This is a genomic window from Sporomusa malonica (genome assembly GCF_900176355.1).
GTDB classification, from domain to species: domain Bacteria; phylum Bacillota; class Negativicutes; order Sporomusales; family Sporomusaceae; genus Sporomusa; species Sporomusa malonica.
Map to the genome: position 1 here is coordinate 73629 of NZ_FWXI01000023.1, position 18522 is coordinate 92150.

Genomic DNA, 18522 nt, shown 5'->3' on the forward strand with positions numbered 1-18522 from the left:
GTAAGGGAGGAAGGAAAATGGCGCGGGAAATCGCAGTGTTTATTGGCGGGAATGGCAGTACTGCCGCCCTGGAGGAACCAGGAAAAGTAGTTGTTTACCGCCGCCAGCAGGGAAAGTGGCAGCAGGTTGGCGAGACAGCGTTTTGCCTTAATCATACAAGCGGCATGGCCGGAGTGCGGCGGCAATTAGCGGCGATGATTGAAGTATTAGGTCAATGCCGGGTATTTGTTGCCCGTGCAGTATCTGGTCTGTTATATAAAGAGCTTGAACAGGCTGACTTTAGTATTTGGGAGTTTAGTGGCAGACCAACCGACTTTCTGGAATATGTTTTAGTGCAGGAAGAGCTTGCCGCTCGCCAGCCAGCGCCTGCCGCAGCTCCAGCGCCAGCCATCGTTGAGACAGGGCCAGGCTGCTACCAAGTGTCACTGAAGGATGTTCAGCAAAGCGGCGGCGGACTAACCTCCAAGCAAGTGTTACAACCGCTGCTGAGTGGTAACTTCTATCAGGTAGAGGTCTTGTGCAGCCACATTCCACCCTGGTTGGAGACTGAATGGGCATGCGGACGCTTTGACTGTAAAGCCGAGAAGCAAGTAAATGGGGTTAAGCTGGTAATAAAAAAACAAAGTTGCGGGTGAGTTGTATATGAGCAGGCCAAACTGGATTGATCACACACTAAATGAAGCTGTCAGGCTGCAGTATACCGGCGGACAGCTTGCAGAGCTTGTCGGCCTGCTGTCCGCGCTGGGGATTGAGCAGGCTGCCATTGGACTCGATGAGTGGCACCGGTATTATCCGGATTTGGCTGACACGCAAAAGCACCTTGAACTTTGCGGAATTCTAGAATTATCAGGTAGTGAACTTGGGTTGGCCGAGCAGGCAGGTATCAAGCAGGTAGTCCTAGTCTGCCGCACTGCTAATCAGGCTGAGTTTAGCGTGAAGCTCGAAGCGGCTATGGTCGAAGCTGGCAGGCGCGGCTTGCGAGCTTCGCTGCTGTTAGAAGACTTAGCCGGCATTAGAGCATCAGAGCTAGGTTCTGTTGCGTCAATAATAAATGGCTATCCCATTACCACCGTTATTTATGGTGACCGAACGGGTAAAGGTAATCCTTTTACTATCTTTGAGCAAATAACTGTTCTAAAGAAGAGCTTGAACTGCCCTGTTGGTATCCAAGCCGGCAATGCCTATGGCTTGGCAACAGCCAATACGCTGGCGGCGCTGAAAGCTGGGGTTAGTCAGATAAACACGTCAATAGCCGGAGCCGGTGGATTTGCTCCCTGGGAAGAGGCGTTGATGGCTGCTAAACAACTGGCAGGGTCAGCTGTTGAGATACCGTTAGATTTGGCAGCTGGCTGTAGGCAGGTCCTGACAGCGTTGAATTTGAGTGTAGCCGAGAGCAAAGCTATTATTGGTCCTGCGATTTTTGCTCATGAGTCAGGTTTGCATGTTGACGGTGTTAATAAAGATCCCTGGATATATGAACCGTTTGCGCCAGAAATGGTAGGGCTAAGGCGGCAATTTATTATTGGCAAACATTCAGGAACTGCGGCTCTGAGAACAAAATTTGCGACTTGGGGTATACGTCTGGAAGAAGCTGAGACTAGAGCCCTGCTTACCCATGTACGAGCGTTAGCTGTTCGGAAAAGGGCAGCCATTACTGATGACGAATTACAGCGCTTGTATTTATCCTGTTAGAAAGTATGACTTTCCGCCTGGATAAGGCAACATCGACTTCCGCATTCGCCAAAGGCTCGGCGCAAGCCGTGTTTTCTTTATCAACAAGCTGAAGGGGGCAGACATATGCAAGAACTCAAACAATGCGTCCTTATTGATACAACCCTGCGGGACGGCGAACAAGCGGCCGGGATTGTGTTTACTGCCATGGAAAAACTGGCTGTTGCCACAGCCCTTGATCAAGCTGGCGTAACCTGGATAGAAGCCGGTACTCCAGCGATGGGTCAGGAAGAAGGCGAGGCCTTGAGGCTTATTCTTGATGCACGGCTAAAGGCAGTGGTATTTGCCTGGAACCGCGCCTGCCGTGAAGACATCGAGGCTTCTATCGCCTGTGGTTTTGAGTTTTTGCATATTTCTGTACCAGTGTCTGACCTGCATATCCATAGAAAGCTAAAGAAGAGCCGGGAATGGGTGCTAAATCAGCTAACCTCTGCTATCCTTCTGGCACAAAGCCATGGCTGCTCGGTGTCGGTTGGCGCCGAAGACGCATCAAGGGCCGATCCTGAGCAGTTTCTTGAGCTGGCTGAGCTTAGTGCCAGACTAGGGGCTGTGCGTATTCGGTTTGCCGATACTGTTGGGCTGCTAGACCCATTTAGCAGCTGGGAGCTAATGGCCGACTTGTCTGCCCGTTGTCCGCTGCCGATAGAGTTTCATGCCCATAATGATTTTGGTCTGGCAACAGCTAATACCTTAGCTGCCTTACAGGGCGGGGCTGTATTCGCCAGTGTAACTGCGGCTGGTATTGGGGAGCGGGCAGGAAATGCGGGGCTTGAGGAAGTAGTAGCCGCGCTTAAAGAGGTATATGGATGTCCAGGTACGATTGACTTGGAAGCGGTAAAAAAAATAGGCCGCCAAGTAGCGGCCTTAAGTGACAGACGAAGCTTTCCTTTTTCTGCTAACACTTTATAGAGCATTCTAAAATGCTTGATGTGCCTGCCCGTTCGTGCGTCTTTGCGGACGGGCTTTTATAATGTTTTCCTGGATTTCGTGATTAGTGCGCGGACCAGATAGCACTGTAATCGAGGACAGGTTTTTGCTAAACCCTTTACCGTGAGCATATTTAATCGTAGTTTTCACGGCACTACCTCCTCTGCTTTAGTAACCTATTTGTCGAAACGCTGGTAGTATTCCCGGTATTTTTTAAACTCGGGATCGGCAGCTATGTCGCTTTCTTGGCTGCGGTCAAGCGCGGCTCTGGGGCAGAACTCTGAGGAAAACTCACAAGAACTGCTTTCAGCGCAAGCATCGCAATCCATAAACCTGTGCTGCAGCACAAACCCCACCTCCGGAGGTAATATTCGCGCTAAAAAAATAACGCTTATGATAGTTTTTGAAACAAATCGTCAGATTATTCAAAAACATTTTATTCCAACTCTATATTTCCCGTATTTTTTTCATGATACGCAAATTATTTGCAGAAATTAACCTATTTTACCTTACCTATGCCCTTGATGGTATACAAGTGAGTGGCTAAGTCTACTTTATTATCTGTGCACAGAATGGTATAATATAGAAACTGGGACTATAGGAAAAGTGGTGGAATGTGATGAAATTAGGCCAAGTTGGCCAGCCATATCAGCCAGGCCAGGATAAGTTAGAAGAAAAACTTATTTACCGCTTGGATAATGACGGGCATGGCCTTGTTATTGTTAAAGCAGGAATTTCTAACCAGGAAGTGGAAAATATCCAAAACGGAGCCGCCGAATTAGGTATCTATATTGATGGCCCGATTATTTTTTTACTCTTTAAGTTTGGGACTGGCAGCTGGAACGATGCACCCTTCTCCTGGCACACTGTGCCGAGGGGCATTCGCGTGTATCCGGAGGAAGCCGAAGATTCGACTACGCTTAAGGTTACTCTCGTGGAGGCTGCTGACGGCATAGTTCGTGCTGGGCGACAAGTGGCGCTGACTCCGGAATTTGCCGGTAAGCTTAATGAGGCCATCAGGGTTCAGGCTAATGGCAGCTTTAACGGTTTGTCGTATGGTAAGCATTTGAATGTTGTGTATAATCAGTATACTGCTGAGGATATGGCAGAAATCGCCGACGCTCGTATGGCGTAAAAATATATAATTGTTGAGAGGAGAATTTCAATGAATGAGTTTAAGAGCTGGCACAACCAGACAATTGGGGCCAAAGTAGTAGAAGCCCTGCAAAAGAACAATTTTACTGCGTCCTATGTAAATACCAAACAAGAAGCGCTAGACAAGCTGGCTGCGCTTATCCCGGGTGATGCTGCTGTAGGAATCGGTGGCTCGTGGACAATCAAGGAAGTCGGGATAGATACCCTTTTGGTAGAGCGGGGTAACACGGTTTACAATCATAATATACCTGGACTGTCGCCTGAGGAGTCCCTGGCGCTGCGCCGCAAACAAATGACCTGTGATATATTTTTAACAGGCACCAATGCCTTGACGTTAAAGGGTGAACTTGTTAATGTTGATGGAGCCGGTAATCGGGTTGCCGCTATGATTTTCGGACCTAAGAAGGTTATTGTCATAACAGGTATAAATAAAATTGTAACAGATGTAACCGCTGCTATGGAACGGATTGAACTGTTTGCCGCCCCAATCAACAACAAGCGACTGAACCGCCCTAACCCCTGTACTGTGACTGGTGAGTGTATGGATTGTCAAGGACCGACCCGGATTTGCAATGTCACGACAGTCATGCACAAGAAGCCGGCAGTTACCGATGTCGAGATTCTAATTATTGGTGAAGAATTAGGTTTTTAATTTAATAAAAGCTAAGCTTGTACGGCAGCGTATTATAATGCGCTGCCGCTATTTTTTTGCACCCAGCTGGGTGCTTAATGGTTGGTAAGTCACAATGATTAATAGTGATTAAAACTATGGCATAAAATTTGCATAGTTTTAGTCTAGCTAGCATTTATTTATAATCGAAAGGAGACGATCACAGTGCTACCAAATATGTTTCTGATACGCCAGAAGTTTGAAGGTAACTCAATTGATAATATTGCCGACGGGGTACATGAAGCTTTTGTGCAGGTTGATTTAGAAAGTGAGGTCAAAAAGGGCCAAAGAATTGCTGTAGCTGTTGGCAGCCGGGGCATTGCGAATATTAGTGCCATTGTCCAGAGTGTTGTCAATGAGCTCAAGCTTCTAGGTGCTGAGCCATTTATAGTACCGGCAATGGGAAGCCATGGCGGAGCAACTGCAGAAGGTCAGGAACAAGTATTGATGTCTTTGGGGGTAACGGCGGAAAAAATCGGGGTGCCTATAGTCTCAAGCATGGAGGTAGAACTGATAGGTCAAACTGCAGATGGAGTTCCTGTATATTTGGATAAGTCAGCGTTTGAGTCTGAAGGAATTTTCCTAATTAATAGAATCAAGCCACATACTGATTTTGATGCACCTGTTGAAAGTGGTTTAATCAAAATGATTGCCATTGGTTTGGCGAAACACAAGGGCTGTGTGACGATCCATACTTACGGCCTTGCAAAATATATACCTCAGGCTGCAGAAACTGTTTTAAAGAAGGGGGCAATCATCGGCGGATTGGCTATAATTGAGAACAGTAAGGAGAAAACAGCACACCTGGAGGTTATAAAAGCCAAGCAACTTTTGACAAAAGAGCCGCAACTGCTGGAAAAAGCGAAAAAACTAATGGCTCGTCTTCCTTTCAAAGAGTTAGATTTTCTAATAGTCAGGGCAATGGGTAAGACGATCAGTGGAACCGGCATGGATACCAATGTGATTGGACGCCAAAGGGTAGAGGGTTTACCTGAGCCTGATAGCATCAAAATTAAGCGTATTGCGGTGCTTGACTTAATGGATAATTCATACGGGAATGCCCTGGGAATTGGTTTGGCTGATTTTACCACCAAAGGGCTGGTTGATAAAATAGATTTTAAGGCTATGCATGCAAATGTTATCTCTACCGGATACCTGGAACGAGGAAAAATTCCCATTTATCTGGATACTGAGCGTGAAACCATAGAAACAGCTCTAAAAACCATTGGCCCGGTCAAACCAGAAAAAGCTACTATTTGTGTTATTCGAAATACCCTTGAGCTTGAAGAGTTAGTAGTATCAGAAAGTCTGCTGCCGGTTGTTCAAAAATTAGAAAATGTAGAAGTTATTCACAGTATCGGACCATTGCCCTTTTCCAATAATGGTGTATTACAGCTGTTTTATGGTAGTTGATATTTCAACTGAAAGGCGGCAGTCTAAAGGAAGATGTGTTTAGGTTGGCGAATGATTACTACAGTGCAATTGATCTGTGAATAACAGTTGTGCTGCCGCGAAAAAGCGACAGGTGCATGGAGCCATAATTTAAAGGGGTGTGGTGTAGACGATATGGGAATCGAAAAGGAAGCACTATACAAAGTAATCTTGGACAACATGCCTGAAGGTATCAATGTGATTGACTCAGAGGGATGTATTGTCTATGCGAATAAGGCCTCTGCAAAATATGCTCATGCAGCTGATCCGGCTGATATGTTTGGTAAACCTATCACTAGGTATTATTCCAAAGCTGCTGTATTAGAAGTAATTAGTACAAGAAAGTCCATGAACGATGTAAAAATAACACATGCAAATGGTCGAACCTTTATTGTGAACGCATTTCCGGTATATTTTGAAGAGGTTTTTTTTGGCGGGGTTGCATCGTTCCGGGATATCACCGAAATAGAAGAGTTATCAAAGAAAATGGAAAGTTTGGAACTCGAGCTGGCACTTAGCCAAGGGACCGATATATTTGATATTTTTATTGGCAAATCCTGCAGTTTAAAAGGGGCTATTGATAAAGCACAACGGAGTATTGCTGCGATTGGTGGTCCAAGACACTCGATTATTCTCGGTGAAACAGGTACGGGAAAAACCATGTTGGCCAAGGCGATGTACTATTTTGCAAAAAAGATAAAAGTAATTAAGCCAGATGCCCCTTTTATTGAAGTAAATTGTGCTCAATTTACTAATCCTGATATTGCTGTTATGGAAGTGTTTGGGACAGAGAAGGGAGCCTATACCGGCGCGACAGATAAACCAGGTTTAGTTGAGTTGGCAAACAAGGGAGTGCTCTTCTTAGACGAAGCGCATGCCTTGGTTCAACATCAGACCATGTTACTAAAGCTTATCGAGTCGGGGACGATAAGGAGAATTGGCGGCAGAACCGAGCGAGAGTTAGATTTAATCATTATTGCAGCGTCAAGTAAAAATCTAAAAAAAGAGTTTTTACCTGAATTGTATCAACGGATTGCTCAGTATCAAATTGATATACCACCTTTACGTGAGCGCAGTGACGCAGAACGTGAATCTATGTTGAATTATTTTGCAGGCCAATATATTCTACGAGCAAAAGAACGGAATAATGTTGAGCTGCAAATCGTGTTTACCAGTCAAGCCAAAGAAATCTTGCTGCACGGAGAATACGAACGAAATATTCGTCAATTTCGGGATGTCATCTTTGCTAGTATTGATGCGGCTGCTCCATTAGTTAGTAATTTACCATATGACAGTAAAAACATGATTAAAGTGCTCGTGCTAGCCGTGCATATCCCCTTGACCATGTTAGAGTCGGATTCGTGGAAGGCTGAACCGCAGCCTGAACCTGATACTGATGGTCTTATTGATTTGAAAATCAAAGAGCTGCATAAAAATGGATTAGGTCCTCGCAAAATAGCTTCAGAAATGCAAAAACAAGGTTATTCTATTGAGTATTACCAAGTCGCATATAAGCTTAAAAAGATCAGATATGAATCATAGTCTAAAGTTTATAATGGACGGCTATCTTTTTCGCCAAAGGCAGGAGAAGATAGCCGCCTATTTGTATGCTAGTATAACGTTTGTGAGAGAATGTGTTGTATTTTTCTAACAAAATATCAGAAAATTATTACACTTTAGTGATAAATAGTTTTTCCCATAACGCAAAATGCTGATTATTCAGGATTTTTTGTATCTTGAATCTATTGGCACGATACTTGCGATTTAATATGTCAGCTAGCTAGCAGTGAAAAAGTAAAATTAAGGAGGGGTACGAATCTAACTCATGGAAACAAGAACTTTTAATTTAAAGTACGGGCAGGGAGAAGTGAATTTTTCCATTCCCAAAGACCAATTATTACATGAAGTTCTCGGAGTTGACTATCCACCCATTAGCAACGTTGCTGAAGCCATCCAACACGTTCTTGAGCATCCGATCGATTCTCCGCCCCTAAAAGAACTGGTCAAGCCAGGTGAAAAAGTTGTCTTATGTGTGAGTGACATAACGCGAGGTTGGCAAAACATGTCGGTAATTCTGCCTTTCATTCTTGATGCTCTTAACCAAGGCGGGGTATCTGATAATGATGTTACAATTATCATTGCGGTCGGTGGACACCGCCAAAATACTCAGGAAGAGTTTATCAAGCTCTGTGGCAAAGACGTCTTTGACCGGGTGAAGATTGTAAATCACGACGCGTGGGATGAGAGTAATCTTGTCTATATGGGTAAAACCAGCCGAAATACTGAAGTGTGGATAAACCGACTGGTAGTTGAGGCCAATAAGGTCATCCTAACCGGAGGTATTATCTACCACTATATGTGCGGTTATGGCGGTGGCCGCAAGAGCATATTGCCTGGGGTAAGTTCCATAAAAACAATTAGGCAAAATCATCTATTGGCACTTGGGCCAAATCTAGGAGATGGCTCTGACCCCAATGCTGTTTCAGCCCGGACGCGGGGTTGCAACGGCCATGAGGACATGATGGAGATTGCCGCCTTCGTACAGGCGGACTTTTTAATAAATATGGTGCCTACCGTCACAGGCGAATATGCAGGGGTCTTTGCCGGTAACTGGGTATCTGCCTGGCAGGAAGGGACTAAACTTGTAGACAGAATCTACGGTGTTCCCATTGAGGCAAAGGCAGATATTGTAATTGCATCTGCCGGCGGTTTTCCTAAAGACATCAATCTGTATCAGACTGGTAAACCCATGGATAATGCCTGCTATGCCGTCAAAGATGGCGGAGTTGTCATTATTCTGAGTGAATGTGCCGACATTAACGAACCGATCGAGTTTACTGAATGGTTCCAATATGGGTCCAAACTTGAGATGGAGAAAGCTCTGCGGGCGAAATTTACAATCCCGGGGTGGGTAGCTTTCCGTGAAGTTGAATGCGGGGGAAAAGCAACATTCATTATGGTCACGAAGCCGGAGAATGAAGCATTTATCCGCAAAGCTAATATGATTCCAGTTACAAATATTGATGACGCGTTGCGCTTGGCTTACGAAAAGTGTGGTACGGAAAATCCTAAGATCACAGTTATGCCGCACGGAGCAAATACATTGCCGCAGCTAAAAGAAGGATAGAGAAGCGAATGATTCTGATTCAGGGGGATCTGGCTTAGATAGAGTGTATTATTATTCAACCTAATAATTTAAGATAGGTGGGGTATTTATATGGCGAAAAAGACAATCAACGATTTCAATCAGATGGTAGAAGCTGGAGAGAAAATCACATATTTAACAGCATATGACTATCTAACAGCAAAGATGGTAGAAAAAGCTGGCATCGACATGATTCTGGTTGGTGATTCTCTAGGTATGGTTACATTGGGCTATGACACAACGTTCCCTGTTACCATGGACGACATGATCCGGCACAGCCAAGCAGTGCGCAGGGGCGCACCGAATACCTTTATCGTAGGTGATATGCCTTATATGTCCTATCAGGTTTCTGATAAGGCAGCCATCGCTAATGCCGGTCGCTTTATTAAAGAAGCCGGTGTTGATTGTATCAAGCTTGAGGGCGGCGGCGAAATGATCTGTAAACGGGTTAAAGCCATCCAGGAAGCTGGTATTCTTGTCATGGGGCACATTGGTCTTACCCCGCAATTCATGGGACAAATTGGTGGATATAAAGCACAAGGCCGTAGTGCTGCTGACGCAATGAAGCTAGTAAACCAGGCTAAACTGATAGAAGAAGCGGGGGCATTCAGCATATTAGTGGAGGGCGTACCGACTGCTGTTGGTAAAGCTATTACCGAAAGAGCCGGAATCCCAATTCTGGGTATCGGTGCAGGTTCCTTCACTCATGGCCAATTGTTGATATTTGCTGACATGGTTGGCCTGTACGATAACTTCACGCCGAAGTTTGTAAAAAAATACGCTAGTGTTAACGAAGTAATTACCAACGCATTTAAAGAGTATGTGAAAGAAGTTAAGGAAAACCAGTTTCCGATTGATGGTGTACATACATACGGCCAAAAGGAGGAAGATGTAAAAGAATTCCTGGCATTACTGGACAAACCGAAATAGTTTGGCGGTTGACAAAATTTGGTCGGGCCATCTCCTGTGAGTGATGGCCCGATACATACGTTAACGAGAAAGTTCGGAGGTGAACGTACTAGTCAGGCGTGAGTTAGTCGTAGTATCAAAGCAAGGAGTTGATATATGCATAGTGGATAATCAAGTTGTTATTGCTTTAGCAGTTTTTCTTGTTGTGTACGCAGTCATTATTTCAGAGAAAATTCACCGGACAGTCATAGCCATGGCAGGCGCGATGACCGTAATTGGTTTGGGGGTTCTAACCCAGGAGCGAGCCATCCAGCATATCGATTTTAATACCATCGGGCTTTTAGTCGGCATGATGATTATTGTCAATATTACCGCAGAAACAGGTGTGTTCAACTATTTGGCCATATGGTCGGCCAAGAAAGTGAATGCTGACCCTGTAAAGCTCTTCATTGCTCTAAGTACGCTGACGGCTGTTTGTTCTGCTCTTTTGGATAATGTGACAACAGTATTGCTTACAGTCCCAGTTACCATCAGTATAACAAGCCAGCTAAAAGTACCGCCAACCCCTTATCTGATCGCACAGATATTATCGTCTAACATTGGGGGAACAGCTACTCTTATTGGCGATCCGCCGAACATCATGATTGGGAGTGCTGTGAAGGAGTTAACCTTCATGGCATTTGTGGACAACCTGACGGCAGTCGCATTTCTAATCCACTTTGTCACAATCGCGATATTAGTGTGGATATATCGTGATAAACTAAAAGCCCCAGACGAGCTGCGGGCAAAAATAATGCAGCTTGATGAAACCAAACAATTGCACAATAATAAGCTTCTTCAGACATGCCTGTTTGTATTGACGCTTACGATAGGGATGTTCGTAGCCCATCAATATCTCCATCTTGATTCTGCTACAGTAGCTCTTATTGGTGCCAGTTTGCTGCTTCTCCTGACTGCCGGGCAGTCTGAACGTAACTTGGAGCACATCTTTAACAAGATCGAATGGGTTGCGTTATTCTTTTTTATTGGTTTATTTGTGATTGTCGGTGGGCTGGTGGATACCGGCATCATCTCATTCTTGGCAGGCAAGGCCATTGAGTTTACTTCCGGCAATCTTGTTGCAACTTCGTTACTGGTCCTTTGGTTTAGTGCAATTGCTTCGGCTTTTGTTGATAATATCCCGTTTGTTGCAACGATGATTCCCTTAATCAAAGATCTTGGCAGTCTCGGAATAACCAATCTTGAACCAATCTGGTGGAGCTTATCCCTTGGATCCTGTCTTGGGGGTAATGGTACAATTATCGGAGCTAGCGCTAATATCATTGTTGCAGGTATGGCCGCTCAGCAGGGGTATCATATTACATTTCGCAGCTATTTCAAGATTGCTTTTCCGCTTATGCTGTTATCCATCTGTATGAGCACTGTATATGTTGTTATCCGCTATCTAATGTAATGTTAGAATAGTGTTAGAATTTTTAGACTTTTCTAACAAAAATGTAACAGTATGGTGCTGGGAAAAAGCTGACTTTTTGCAATTGCGTGCAAGTTACCTCGGGATTGTGAGTGTTGCAACCCCTAGAGTCTTGGCATGTTTTTTGCAATAAGTATCATTAAATTCTATTTTGGGAGGTATTTTGGTGAAAAAGAAAACGGCATGCTTCTTGGTATTGATTCTCATGTTATCGGTAGCACTGGTCGGCTGCGGGGGAAGTAGTAAAGTTAAAAGTGATGCGAAAGACAATCAGGCAGTGACCACCATCAAGGTAGGGCATGTGTTGGCGCCGGATCACCCTTACACGCTTGGACTCAAAAAATTTGCTGAACTCATGGATAAGAAGACTAATGGTAAAGTAAAAGTAAATGTATTTCATAGCTCGCAGCTTGGCAACGAACGGGACATGATTGAAGCCCTGCAGCTCGGAACTCAGCAGATGGCGCTTGTTTCGACTGCACCTCTGGCCAGCTTTACTAAGCAGTTTCTAGTGTTCGACTTGCCATTTATGTTTGATAATTATCAAGGCGCCTATAAAGTGCTTGACGGCGAAATCGGCAAAAGCTTGCTAAAAACCCTTGAATCCCAGGGTATTGTTGGTTTGAATTACTGGGAGAATGGCTACCGCCATGTAACCAACAGCAAGCGACCTATCAATAAGCCTGAAGATCTTGCTGGTTTGAAGATCCGTTTGATGGAAAACCCCATCCATATGGACACCTTTAAGGCTATGGGTGCCAACCCGCTGCCAATGGCTTTCGGCGAACTGTTTACAGCTCTGCAGCAAGGTACTATTGACGCTCAGGAAAATCCTGTGCCGATCATTTGGACTTCCCGTTTCTATGAAGTGCAAAAGTACGGTTCGCTCACTGGTCATTTCTATGCAGCAGCACCGCTACTTGTTTCTCAGAAATTCTATCAGGGCTTGCCGGCAGACCAACAAAAAGCTTTGATGGAAGCTGCAAATGAAGCACGTGACTATGAGCGCCAATTGCTAGCTGAGCAGAATAAAGACTTCATAAGTAAGCTGAAAGAGAAAGGCATGCAGATTCTTGAAGTTGACAAAGCGCCGTTTAAAGCTGCAGTCCAGAGCGTGTGGAAGCAGTATGAATCTACTATTGGCAAAGACTTGATTGATAAAGTACTAAACGGTCAGAAGTAATCTAAAAGACATGTTGACAAGGCAAGCTAGCAAGCTAGCTTGCCTTACTTACAAGGAGGGGAATTTCCGAGGATGAAGCAACTATTCGACAATCTCGAGGATTACCTATGTATCTCTTTGCTTGTTGTAATGTCGCTGGTAGTTTTTTTGCAGATTTTATCAAGGTTTGTGTTCAATATACCTCTCCGCTGGACCGAGGAGTTCGCAGTCTTTTTATTGGCGTGGGTATCATTTCTGGGCGCGAGTGTAGGTGTAAAGCGTTGGGCCCACATTGGTGTTGAAGCCTTTGTTTTATTGCTGCCCAAGAAAATGCAGCACGTTGTTAAGCTATTATCCTTGGTGCTCAGTGCTATCTTCTTTGCGATTATGCTATATTACGGTATTGAGATTGTACTAAAGCAGGTTGCTACAGGGCAGGTATCGGCAGCCATGCGGATTCCAATGTACTTAGCGTATCTTTCAGTACCGGTTGGTGCAACATTTATGCTTATACGAACTATCCAATTGTTCCTAACTATGGCAAGGAAAGGAGTACAGGCGTAAATGGAGATATTGTTATTTGGAGCTTTTGTCGCTCTAGCTGTGTTAGGTCTGCCTATCGCAGTTGTTTTAGGTCTGTCTTCTGCAATTGGCTTAATTCTTGGTACTGATGTCCCGCTTACGGTAATTGCCCAGCGCATGTTTACTGCAGCATCTTCCTTTCCCTTAATGGCAATTCCTTTCTTTATGATTGCCGGTGCACTAATGGAAGGTGGTGGCATATCCAAACGTCTCATTCACCTGGCTAATACTTTGATGGGGGCTACTACCGGCGGTTTGGCCCTAGTGGCAATTCTAACCTGCATGTTTTTTGCGGCTATCTCCGGCTCAGGCCCGGCGACAGTTGCGGCTATCGGCAGTATTATGATCCCGGCCATGGTCAAAGCAGGCTATGATATGGCTTTTTCTTCGGCAATCATGGCAGCAGCAGGATCTATCGGAATTATTATTCCACCCAGCATACCTATGGTAACCTATGGCGTTGTCGGTGGCGTATCTATCGGGTCTATGTTTCTTGCCGGTGTCATACCTGGAATTATCTATGGTGGCGCTTTAATGGCAGTGGCTTATTACATCTCCAAGAAACGTGGTTATAAAGGAACTGGCGAATTTAGCTTTAAAGAACTGTTAATTGCCTTTAAAGATGCCTTTTGGGCACTTTTGATGCCAGTCATTATTCTTGGCGGCATTTACGGTGGCATTTTCACCCCGACTGAAGCTGCGTGTGTAGCTGTGTTTTACGGGCTTTTTGTTGGCTTATTTATTTATCGCGAACTAAATTTCAACAATCTCGGCCGATTACTGGTCAACTCAGCAGTTAGCACATCAATTGTAATGTTTATTATTGCTACTGCTTCGGTGTTCGGCTGGATTATGGCCAGTGAGCAGATTCCCGACCGGGTTGCCCAGATGTTTATGGATTTCTCGGACAATCCCATGGTAATACTATTATTAATCAATATACTGCTCTTAATTGTTGGTTGCTTTATGGAAACAAATGCCATAATCATTATCTTGGCACCGATATTCTTACCACTGGTTACCCAGATGGGAATTGATCCGATTCACTTTGGAATTATTATGGTGGTAAACACGGCGATTGGTCAGGTAACACCGCCTTTGGGTGTAAATCTCTTTGTTGCCTGCGGTCTATCCAAAATAACCATAGAGTCTATATCTAAGGCCGTGATACCGTTCCTCTTGGCAATGATCGTAGCTATACTCATCATTACATATGTTCCTGCATTAGTAATGTACCTACCTAACTTACTAATGAAATAATTACCGGTAATCAATGCCGCTTTGACTTCGTTACAATTGTGTCCTTAATACAGTAGGAACCGATGGTTTACCACTAGTTCCTACGGTATGATCATATCAAAACACTTAATGCCTTCGTTTGAGAGGTGGTAGGTGTTTTTTTATGTCCCCAAGCACATCTCAAAAGACACATAAATGATAAGTTAATCATATTATGTAATATGGCGGCCCGTCAAATTGTATCACAAAGGAGTGTTGAAATGCTCAGCCAATTGAAGGCTAACCAAGGTAAACAAGTTGCTATTGAGTTAGTTAGTGGAAAAAGTCTTTTTGGAACTATTTTGGAGGTTGATGAGAAAACCTTACGCATGGATACCGATGAGGGAGTGGCAACAATACTTGTCGACTCTATTCAGATTATTTTAGAAAACAATGAGCGCGCCTTGGAAGAAGTTGATATGGAAGAAATCGTACAACAATTAAGAGATGTTGTAGAAGCTCGCTATGTATGTTTGGGCTGGAATGGGTTTAGATGCCCGGTTAGTTATACTTGTAGAAGACCGCACCGTTGTAACCGGTTTACTTGCCCTGGAAGCTTCAGCATCGGTCAACCGCCACCCGATATGCCTTGCGTAACAGCTTTTTATGGTATGGTAGGGCCTCGTCAAGAGAAAAAAGCAGGTAGTGAAGAAGACCCTAAGGAATAGCTTATGGAAAACAGAAATGGTCTAGTGTTAAAACAAATCGTTGATTTTATTGGGGAGTACTCTAAAACAAATCCAGGGTACTCCCCCCAGTCTCTGGCAGTAAGCTTGACCCAAAAGTTCTTCATTAGGTCAGAGGATGCTAAAAAGCTGGCAATGCTTGTTGAGCAGGAAATAAACGATAAGCTTGGCTTGGCGGCCATGGAGTTAAATCTGACATTTAATTGCAACTTGACTTGTGAATACTGTTTTGTACACAATAAAAGCCCTAACGATAGAATGACTTTAGAAACAGCACAAAAGGCGATCGACTTATTATTTAAGCGACCGTACTCGATTGTGTCGATCACTTTATTTGGTGGCGAACCGCTCTTGGAATTTGATTTAATAAAAAAGATAGTCCCATATGCTCTGGAAAAAGCGCAAAAGAGTGGCGTTAAAGTTGACTGGGCCATAACCACCAACGGAACCCTAATTAATGAAGACATTCTGCAGTTTTTTGCGCAACATCAGATCAACATGTTACTTAGTATCGATGGCGGCCCAGAAACTCACGACCGCTACCGTCGAACCAAAAGCGGCGACGGTACATGGCAGACAATTGCTGATTTAATACCGATTTTACAAACATACCAGCCTTGGCTTGGGGCAAGAATGACCGTTAGCACGGAAGCGATTAGTAGTATGAGGAGCGATTTTAGGCAGCTCGTAGAATTAGGGATAAACCAATTTATTATCGCTCCGGCGCAGGGGGCCGAATGCTGGACCAAAGAACAAACAGAACAGTTTGGTTCTAATCTACTAAAGATACAGCAGGATTACCTTGCATTGAAACAGGCAGGTGCCGCACTATTTATCGAGGACTTTGAAAGTGATGAAAATGAACAGGAACATTTGGGTTGGGGGTGTCGCGCAGGTGTCACCTCTTTGGCCGTAGCCCCTAATGGCGATATAAGTCCGTGTTCTAAGCTACTGGGTCTTTCAGATGAAAAAGGCAGATGTATAGTCGGTAATGTACATTCCAGTATTGACTATAAGCTGTTAGAACCGTTTCAGAAATCAATAAGTCAACAGCCGATGAAGTGTAAGCAATGTACTAATCAGTGCACAGGCGGTTGTTATGCAGTAAACTATGAACAGACTGGTGACCACTTTGCACTATCTGAGGAGAATTGTCTGTTTTGGGCTGTCCGACAAGCAATTCCCAGATTACCCCCTGATGTATAGAGTTCTGTTTTATACCCTAGCATGAACTTCGGGTTATCTATAATTATAGACCCGAAGTTTTTTTTTCTGCTTCTCTCGGTTTAGAGCATACCTGTAACCTTCTCCTCATATATGTTATTGTCTTAGGCATTTGTCACTTCATAAAAGGGGATGGCTGCATGGGGAAGCGAGACTGGTTACTAGCTCTTTGGTTAATTTGGTGGTTTATCATGCCTATTCTGCCGGATGGCGCACAGGCTGAGGCACAGGAAAATAAAAACCAAATCATCGTTAATATTCCTAGTCGCACACTGGAATTGTACAAGGACAATACTCTGATAAAGGAATATCAGATTGCTATTGGGAAACCGTCCACACCTACGCCTACCGGAGAGTTTACTATCATTGAAAAAGAAGTTGATCCTGCCTGGTATCCCCCTGGCAAGGGCTATGTTGTGCCTTCCGGACCTAGTAACCCGTTGGGTTACCGTTGGATGGGGATTGGCTCTATGTATGGTATTCATGGCACAAACGCCCCTTGGTCAATTGGACTAGCTGTTTCGAATGGTTGTATGCGGATGCAGGAAGAAGATGTCGAAGAATTATTTGAGCTTGTGAACTCTGACACACTGGTTAAAGTTGAGTATGAACGAATTAAAGTTCGGATTGATAATAATGGAAAAGCGTCTATTGGCGTTTATCCTGATGTATACGGACGGCAGCGAGTAACTGTGGCGGGCGTAAAAGAGGCGCTGGCCCAGGCTAATTTAGGTAATCTGGTTGATGATGCATTTTTGGAGACGCTCGTCGAAGCAGTTCCAGACAGGCAGGTTGTGTTTGCACAGCTGCACAAGCTTAAGATAAATGGCAGAATGCGTCCTGAACGCATAATATCCTGGGAAGGTAAAAAGCATATCCCTGTCATGGCGCTAGTTGATAGCCTACATACCACTGTAACCTGGAATGAAGGCAATAAGACAATTACTCGTCAAAACCTGACCGCTCCTGGCTTTAAACGCGGTAATACCATATATGTTAACGTTGAGCATCTACCAGTATTATTCGGTGGGCGGGAAGTGTGGAATGACAGTCAGAACTGCCTGGAACTCATGCTACCGGTGGCTAATCTTGATGGTCAGTTGCTGTCAGGAGATATTCAACGTATAGGGGATACCTTAGCTGTCCCTGCTCTTACGTTAGCACAGGCACTTGGTGAGCGAGTAACTTGGCGGCCTAGTACAGCAGAACTGCTGGTACACGGCAGGCCGGCGCCGATCAGGATGATAGGAGGACAGCCATTTGTAACAATACAGGATATTGGTAAAGTATATAATACCGCCGCCGTATGGGACGATAAATCCCAGTCAATAGAGTTGTCTTATCCGCTGTACACCATCGACTATTCGATGTATCTTGATCCAGGTGAAGAATTCCTTTGAGTAAGTTGGGCAGTTTTGGAGATAATTACTTGTAGCAGGTGGATTGACATGACAGAGCGAGGCGTGATATTATAAGTAAGTCGCCATTCGGTGCGGCAAAATATTCCAAAATGCATGACGAGAAATAAGTTTTGGAATAAAGGCAGAAAAGAATTATGTTGACACGATGAACCAAGCGTGATAACATATAAAAGCTGTCGAATTGAGCAGCAATGCGAACGACAACAACGTTCCCTGAAAACTGAACAATGTAAAGTAATGCATCATAAAAATGCCAGATGTGCGTGCGTGTCGCAAGACACAAACCAAAACAATTTTTGATTTAATGAGCCGATAAACGGCTTCAATAAATGTTTTTTATTGGAGAGTTTGATCCTGGCTCAGGACGAACGCTGGCGGCGTGCCTAACACATGCAAGTCGAACGGAGTAAGTAGCAATACTTACTTAGTGGCGAACGGGTGAGTAACGCGTAGATAACCTGCCTCTAAAATGGGGACAACACCGCGAAAGTGGTGCTAATACCGAATGTGGTATCTCGGTTGCATGACCGAGATAAGAAAGATGGCCTCTATATATAAGCTATCGTTTAGAGATGGGTCTGCGTCTGATTAGCTAGTTGGTGAGGTAATAGCTCACCAAGGCGACGATCAGTAGCCGGTCTGAGAGGATGAACGGCCACACTGGGACTGAGACACGGCCCAGACTCCTACGGGAGGCAGCAGTGGGGAATCTTCCGCAATGGACGAAAGT

At 44.5% G+C, this 18522-nt stretch carries 18 protein-coding genes and 1 rRNA gene; 17 read left to right on the forward strand and 2 right to left on the reverse strand.

Going from position 1 to position 18522, the window contains the following annotated elements:
* Nucleotides 1-17: 17 nt before the first annotated feature.
* The 3 genes from B9A22_RS20530 (at nucleotide 18) to B9A22_RS20540 (ending at nucleotide 2640) form a co-directional block, all read left to right on the forward strand.
* The gene (locus tag B9A22_RS20530) at nucleotides 18-635 is read left to right on the forward strand and encodes a Fe-only nitrogenase accessory AnfO family protein (RefSeq protein WP_084577814.1); all 618 of its coding nucleotides are present in this window, start codon (nucleotides 18-20) and stop codon (nucleotides 633-635) included.
* A 7-nt stretch (nucleotides 636-642) separates the two neighbouring features.
* Nucleotides 643-1692: a homocitrate synthase/isopropylmalate synthase family protein gene (locus B9A22_RS20535; protein WP_084577815.1), complete on the forward strand. Its 1050-nt coding sequence runs from the start codon at nucleotides 643-645 to the stop codon at nucleotides 1690-1692.
* 105 nt (nucleotides 1693-1797) lie between these two features.
* Nucleotides 1798-2640 carry a beta/alpha barrel domain-containing protein gene (locus B9A22_RS20540; protein WP_084577816.1) on the forward strand — a complete coding sequence of 281 codons (843 nt, stop codon included), beginning with the start codon at nucleotides 1798-1800 and terminating at the stop codon, nucleotides 2638-2640.
* A gap of 6 nt (nucleotides 2641-2646) precedes the next feature.
* Here B9A22_RS20540 and B9A22_RS25620 read toward each other — a convergent pair whose 3' ends face one another.
* Nucleotides 2647-2808: a hypothetical protein gene (locus B9A22_RS25620; protein WP_176215624.1), complete on the reverse strand. Its 162-nt coding sequence runs from the start codon at nucleotides 2806-2808 to the stop codon at nucleotides 2647-2649.
* A 26-nt stretch (nucleotides 2809-2834) separates the two neighbouring features.
* Nucleotides 2835-3005 carry a hypothetical protein gene (locus tag B9A22_RS25625; RefSeq protein WP_176215625.1) on the reverse strand — a complete coding sequence of 57 codons (171 nt, stop codon included), beginning with the start codon at nucleotides 3003-3005 and terminating at the stop codon, nucleotides 2835-2837.
* 272 nt (nucleotides 3006-3277) lie between these two features.
* Between B9A22_RS25625 and B9A22_RS20545 the strand changes: the two genes are divergently transcribed.
* The 14 genes from B9A22_RS20545 to B9A22_RS20610 all read left to right on the forward strand — a co-directional run.
* Complete coding sequence (locus B9A22_RS20545) at nucleotides 3278-3793, forward strand: hypothetical protein (protein WP_084577817.1); 516 nt, start codon at nucleotides 3278-3280, stop codon at nucleotides 3791-3793.
* A 30-nt stretch (nucleotides 3794-3823) separates the two neighbouring features.
* Nucleotides 3824-4465 carry a lactate utilization protein gene (locus B9A22_RS20550; protein WP_084577818.1) on the forward strand — a complete coding sequence of 214 codons (642 nt, stop codon included), beginning with the start codon at nucleotides 3824-3826 and terminating at the stop codon, nucleotides 4463-4465.
* 183 nt (nucleotides 4466-4648) lie between these two features.
* A complete protein-coding gene (locus B9A22_RS20555) occupies nucleotides 4649-5896 on the forward strand; it encodes a nickel pincer cofactor-dependent isomerase, group 22 (RefSeq protein WP_139796328.1) in 1248 nt (415 codons plus the stop codon).
* 153 nt (nucleotides 5897-6049) lie between these two features.
* On the forward strand, nucleotides 6050-7456 hold the full coding sequence (locus tag B9A22_RS20560) for a sigma 54-interacting transcriptional regulator (RefSeq protein ID WP_084577819.1): 1407 nt from the start codon (nucleotides 6050-6052) through the stop codon (nucleotides 7454-7456).
* A 283-nt stretch (nucleotides 7457-7739) separates the two neighbouring features.
* Entirely contained in the window at nucleotides 7740-9041 is a 1302-nt protein-coding gene (larAH10, locus tag B9A22_RS20565; protein WP_084577820.1) for an NPN-dependent 2-hydroxyacid racemase, LarAH10 family, read from the forward strand.
* Between the two features lie 90 nt (nucleotides 9042-9131).
* Complete coding sequence (gene panB / locus B9A22_RS20570; protein ID WP_084577821.1) at nucleotides 9132-9989, forward strand: 3-methyl-2-oxobutanoate hydroxymethyltransferase; 858 nt, start codon at nucleotides 9132-9134, stop codon at nucleotides 9987-9989.
* A 142-nt stretch (nucleotides 9990-10131) separates the two neighbouring features.
* Complete coding sequence (locus B9A22_RS20575; RefSeq protein WP_084577822.1) at nucleotides 10132-11421, forward strand: ArsB/NhaD family transporter; 1290 nt, start codon at nucleotides 10132-10134, stop codon at nucleotides 11419-11421.
* Nucleotides 11422-11605: 184 nt separating this feature from the next.
* Entirely contained in the window at nucleotides 11606-12622 is a 1017-nt protein-coding gene (locus B9A22_RS20580; RefSeq protein WP_217806002.1) for a TRAP transporter substrate-binding protein, read from the forward strand.
* Between the two features lie 72 nt (nucleotides 12623-12694).
* Nucleotides 12695-13165, forward strand: a complete 471-nt coding sequence (locus B9A22_RS20585; protein ID WP_084577823.1) for a TRAP transporter small permease — start codon at nucleotides 12695-12697, stop codon at nucleotides 13163-13165.
* Nucleotides 13166-14443: a TRAP transporter large permease gene (locus B9A22_RS20590; RefSeq protein WP_084577824.1), complete on the forward strand. Its 1278-nt coding sequence runs from the start codon at nucleotides 13166-13168 to the stop codon at nucleotides 14441-14443.
* A gap of 239 nt (nucleotides 14444-14682) precedes the next feature.
* Nucleotides 14683-15129, forward strand: a complete 447-nt coding sequence (locus B9A22_RS20595) for a hypothetical protein (protein ID WP_084577825.1) — start codon at nucleotides 14683-14685, stop codon at nucleotides 15127-15129.
* Between the two features lie 3 nt (nucleotides 15130-15132).
* Nucleotides 15133-16353 (forward strand): radical SAM/SPASM domain-containing protein, encoded by a 1221-nt coding sequence (locus B9A22_RS20600; protein WP_084577826.1) that lies wholly within the window; start codon nucleotides 15133-15135, stop codon nucleotides 16351-16353.
* 158 nt (nucleotides 16354-16511) lie between these two features.
* A complete protein-coding gene (locus B9A22_RS20605) occupies nucleotides 16512-17771 on the forward strand; it encodes a L,D-transpeptidase family protein (protein WP_084577827.1) in 1260 nt (419 codons plus the stop codon).
* Between the two features lie 357 nt (nucleotides 17772-18128).
* Nucleotides 18129-18522, forward strand: a 16S ribosomal RNA gene (locus B9A22_RS20610); the annotation flags it as partial.

Coding starts and splice junctions, on each gene's coding strand:
- B9A22_RS20535 (WP_084577815.1), top strand. CDS start 643: ATGAGCAGGCCAAACTGGATTGATCACACACTAAATGAAGCTGTCAGG.
- B9A22_RS20590 (WP_084577824.1), top strand. CDS start 13,166: ATGGAGATATTGTTATTTGGAGCTTTTGTCGCTCTAGCTGTGTTAGGT.
- B9A22_RS20600 (WP_084577826.1), top strand. CDS start 15,133: ATGGAAAACAGAAATGGTCTAGTGTTAAAACAAATCGTTGATTTTATT.
- panB (WP_084577821.1), top strand. CDS start 9,132: ATGGCGAAAAAGACAATCAACGATTTCAATCAGATGGTAGAAGCTGGA.
- B9A22_RS20585 (WP_084577823.1), top strand. CDS start 12,695: ATGAAGCAACTATTCGACAATCTCGAGGATTACCTATGTATCTCTTTG.
- B9A22_RS20560 (WP_084577819.1), top strand. CDS start 6,050: ATGGGAATCGAAAAGGAAGCACTATACAAAGTAATCTTGGACAACATG.
- B9A22_RS20530 (WP_084577814.1), top strand. CDS start 18: ATGGCGCGGGAAATCGCAGTGTTTATTGGCGGGAATGGCAGTACTGCC.
- larAH10 (WP_084577820.1), top strand. CDS start 7,740: ATGGAAACAAGAACTTTTAATTTAAAGTACGGGCAGGGAGAAGTGAAT.
- B9A22_RS20595 (WP_084577825.1), top strand. CDS start 14,683: ATGCTCAGCCAATTGAAGGCTAACCAAGGTAAACAAGTTGCTATTGAG.
- B9A22_RS20540 (WP_084577816.1), top strand. CDS start 1,798: ATGCAAGAACTCAAACAATGCGTCCTTATTGATACAACCCTGCGGGAC.
- B9A22_RS20605 (WP_084577827.1), top strand. CDS start 16,512: ATGGGGAAGCGAGACTGGTTACTAGCTCTTTGGTTAATTTGGTGGTTT.
- B9A22_RS20545 (WP_084577817.1), top strand. CDS start 3,278: ATGAAATTAGGCCAAGTTGGCCAGCCATATCAGCCAGGCCAGGATAAG.
- B9A22_RS20550 (WP_084577818.1), top strand. CDS start 3,824: ATGAATGAGTTTAAGAGCTGGCACAACCAGACAATTGGGGCCAAAGTA.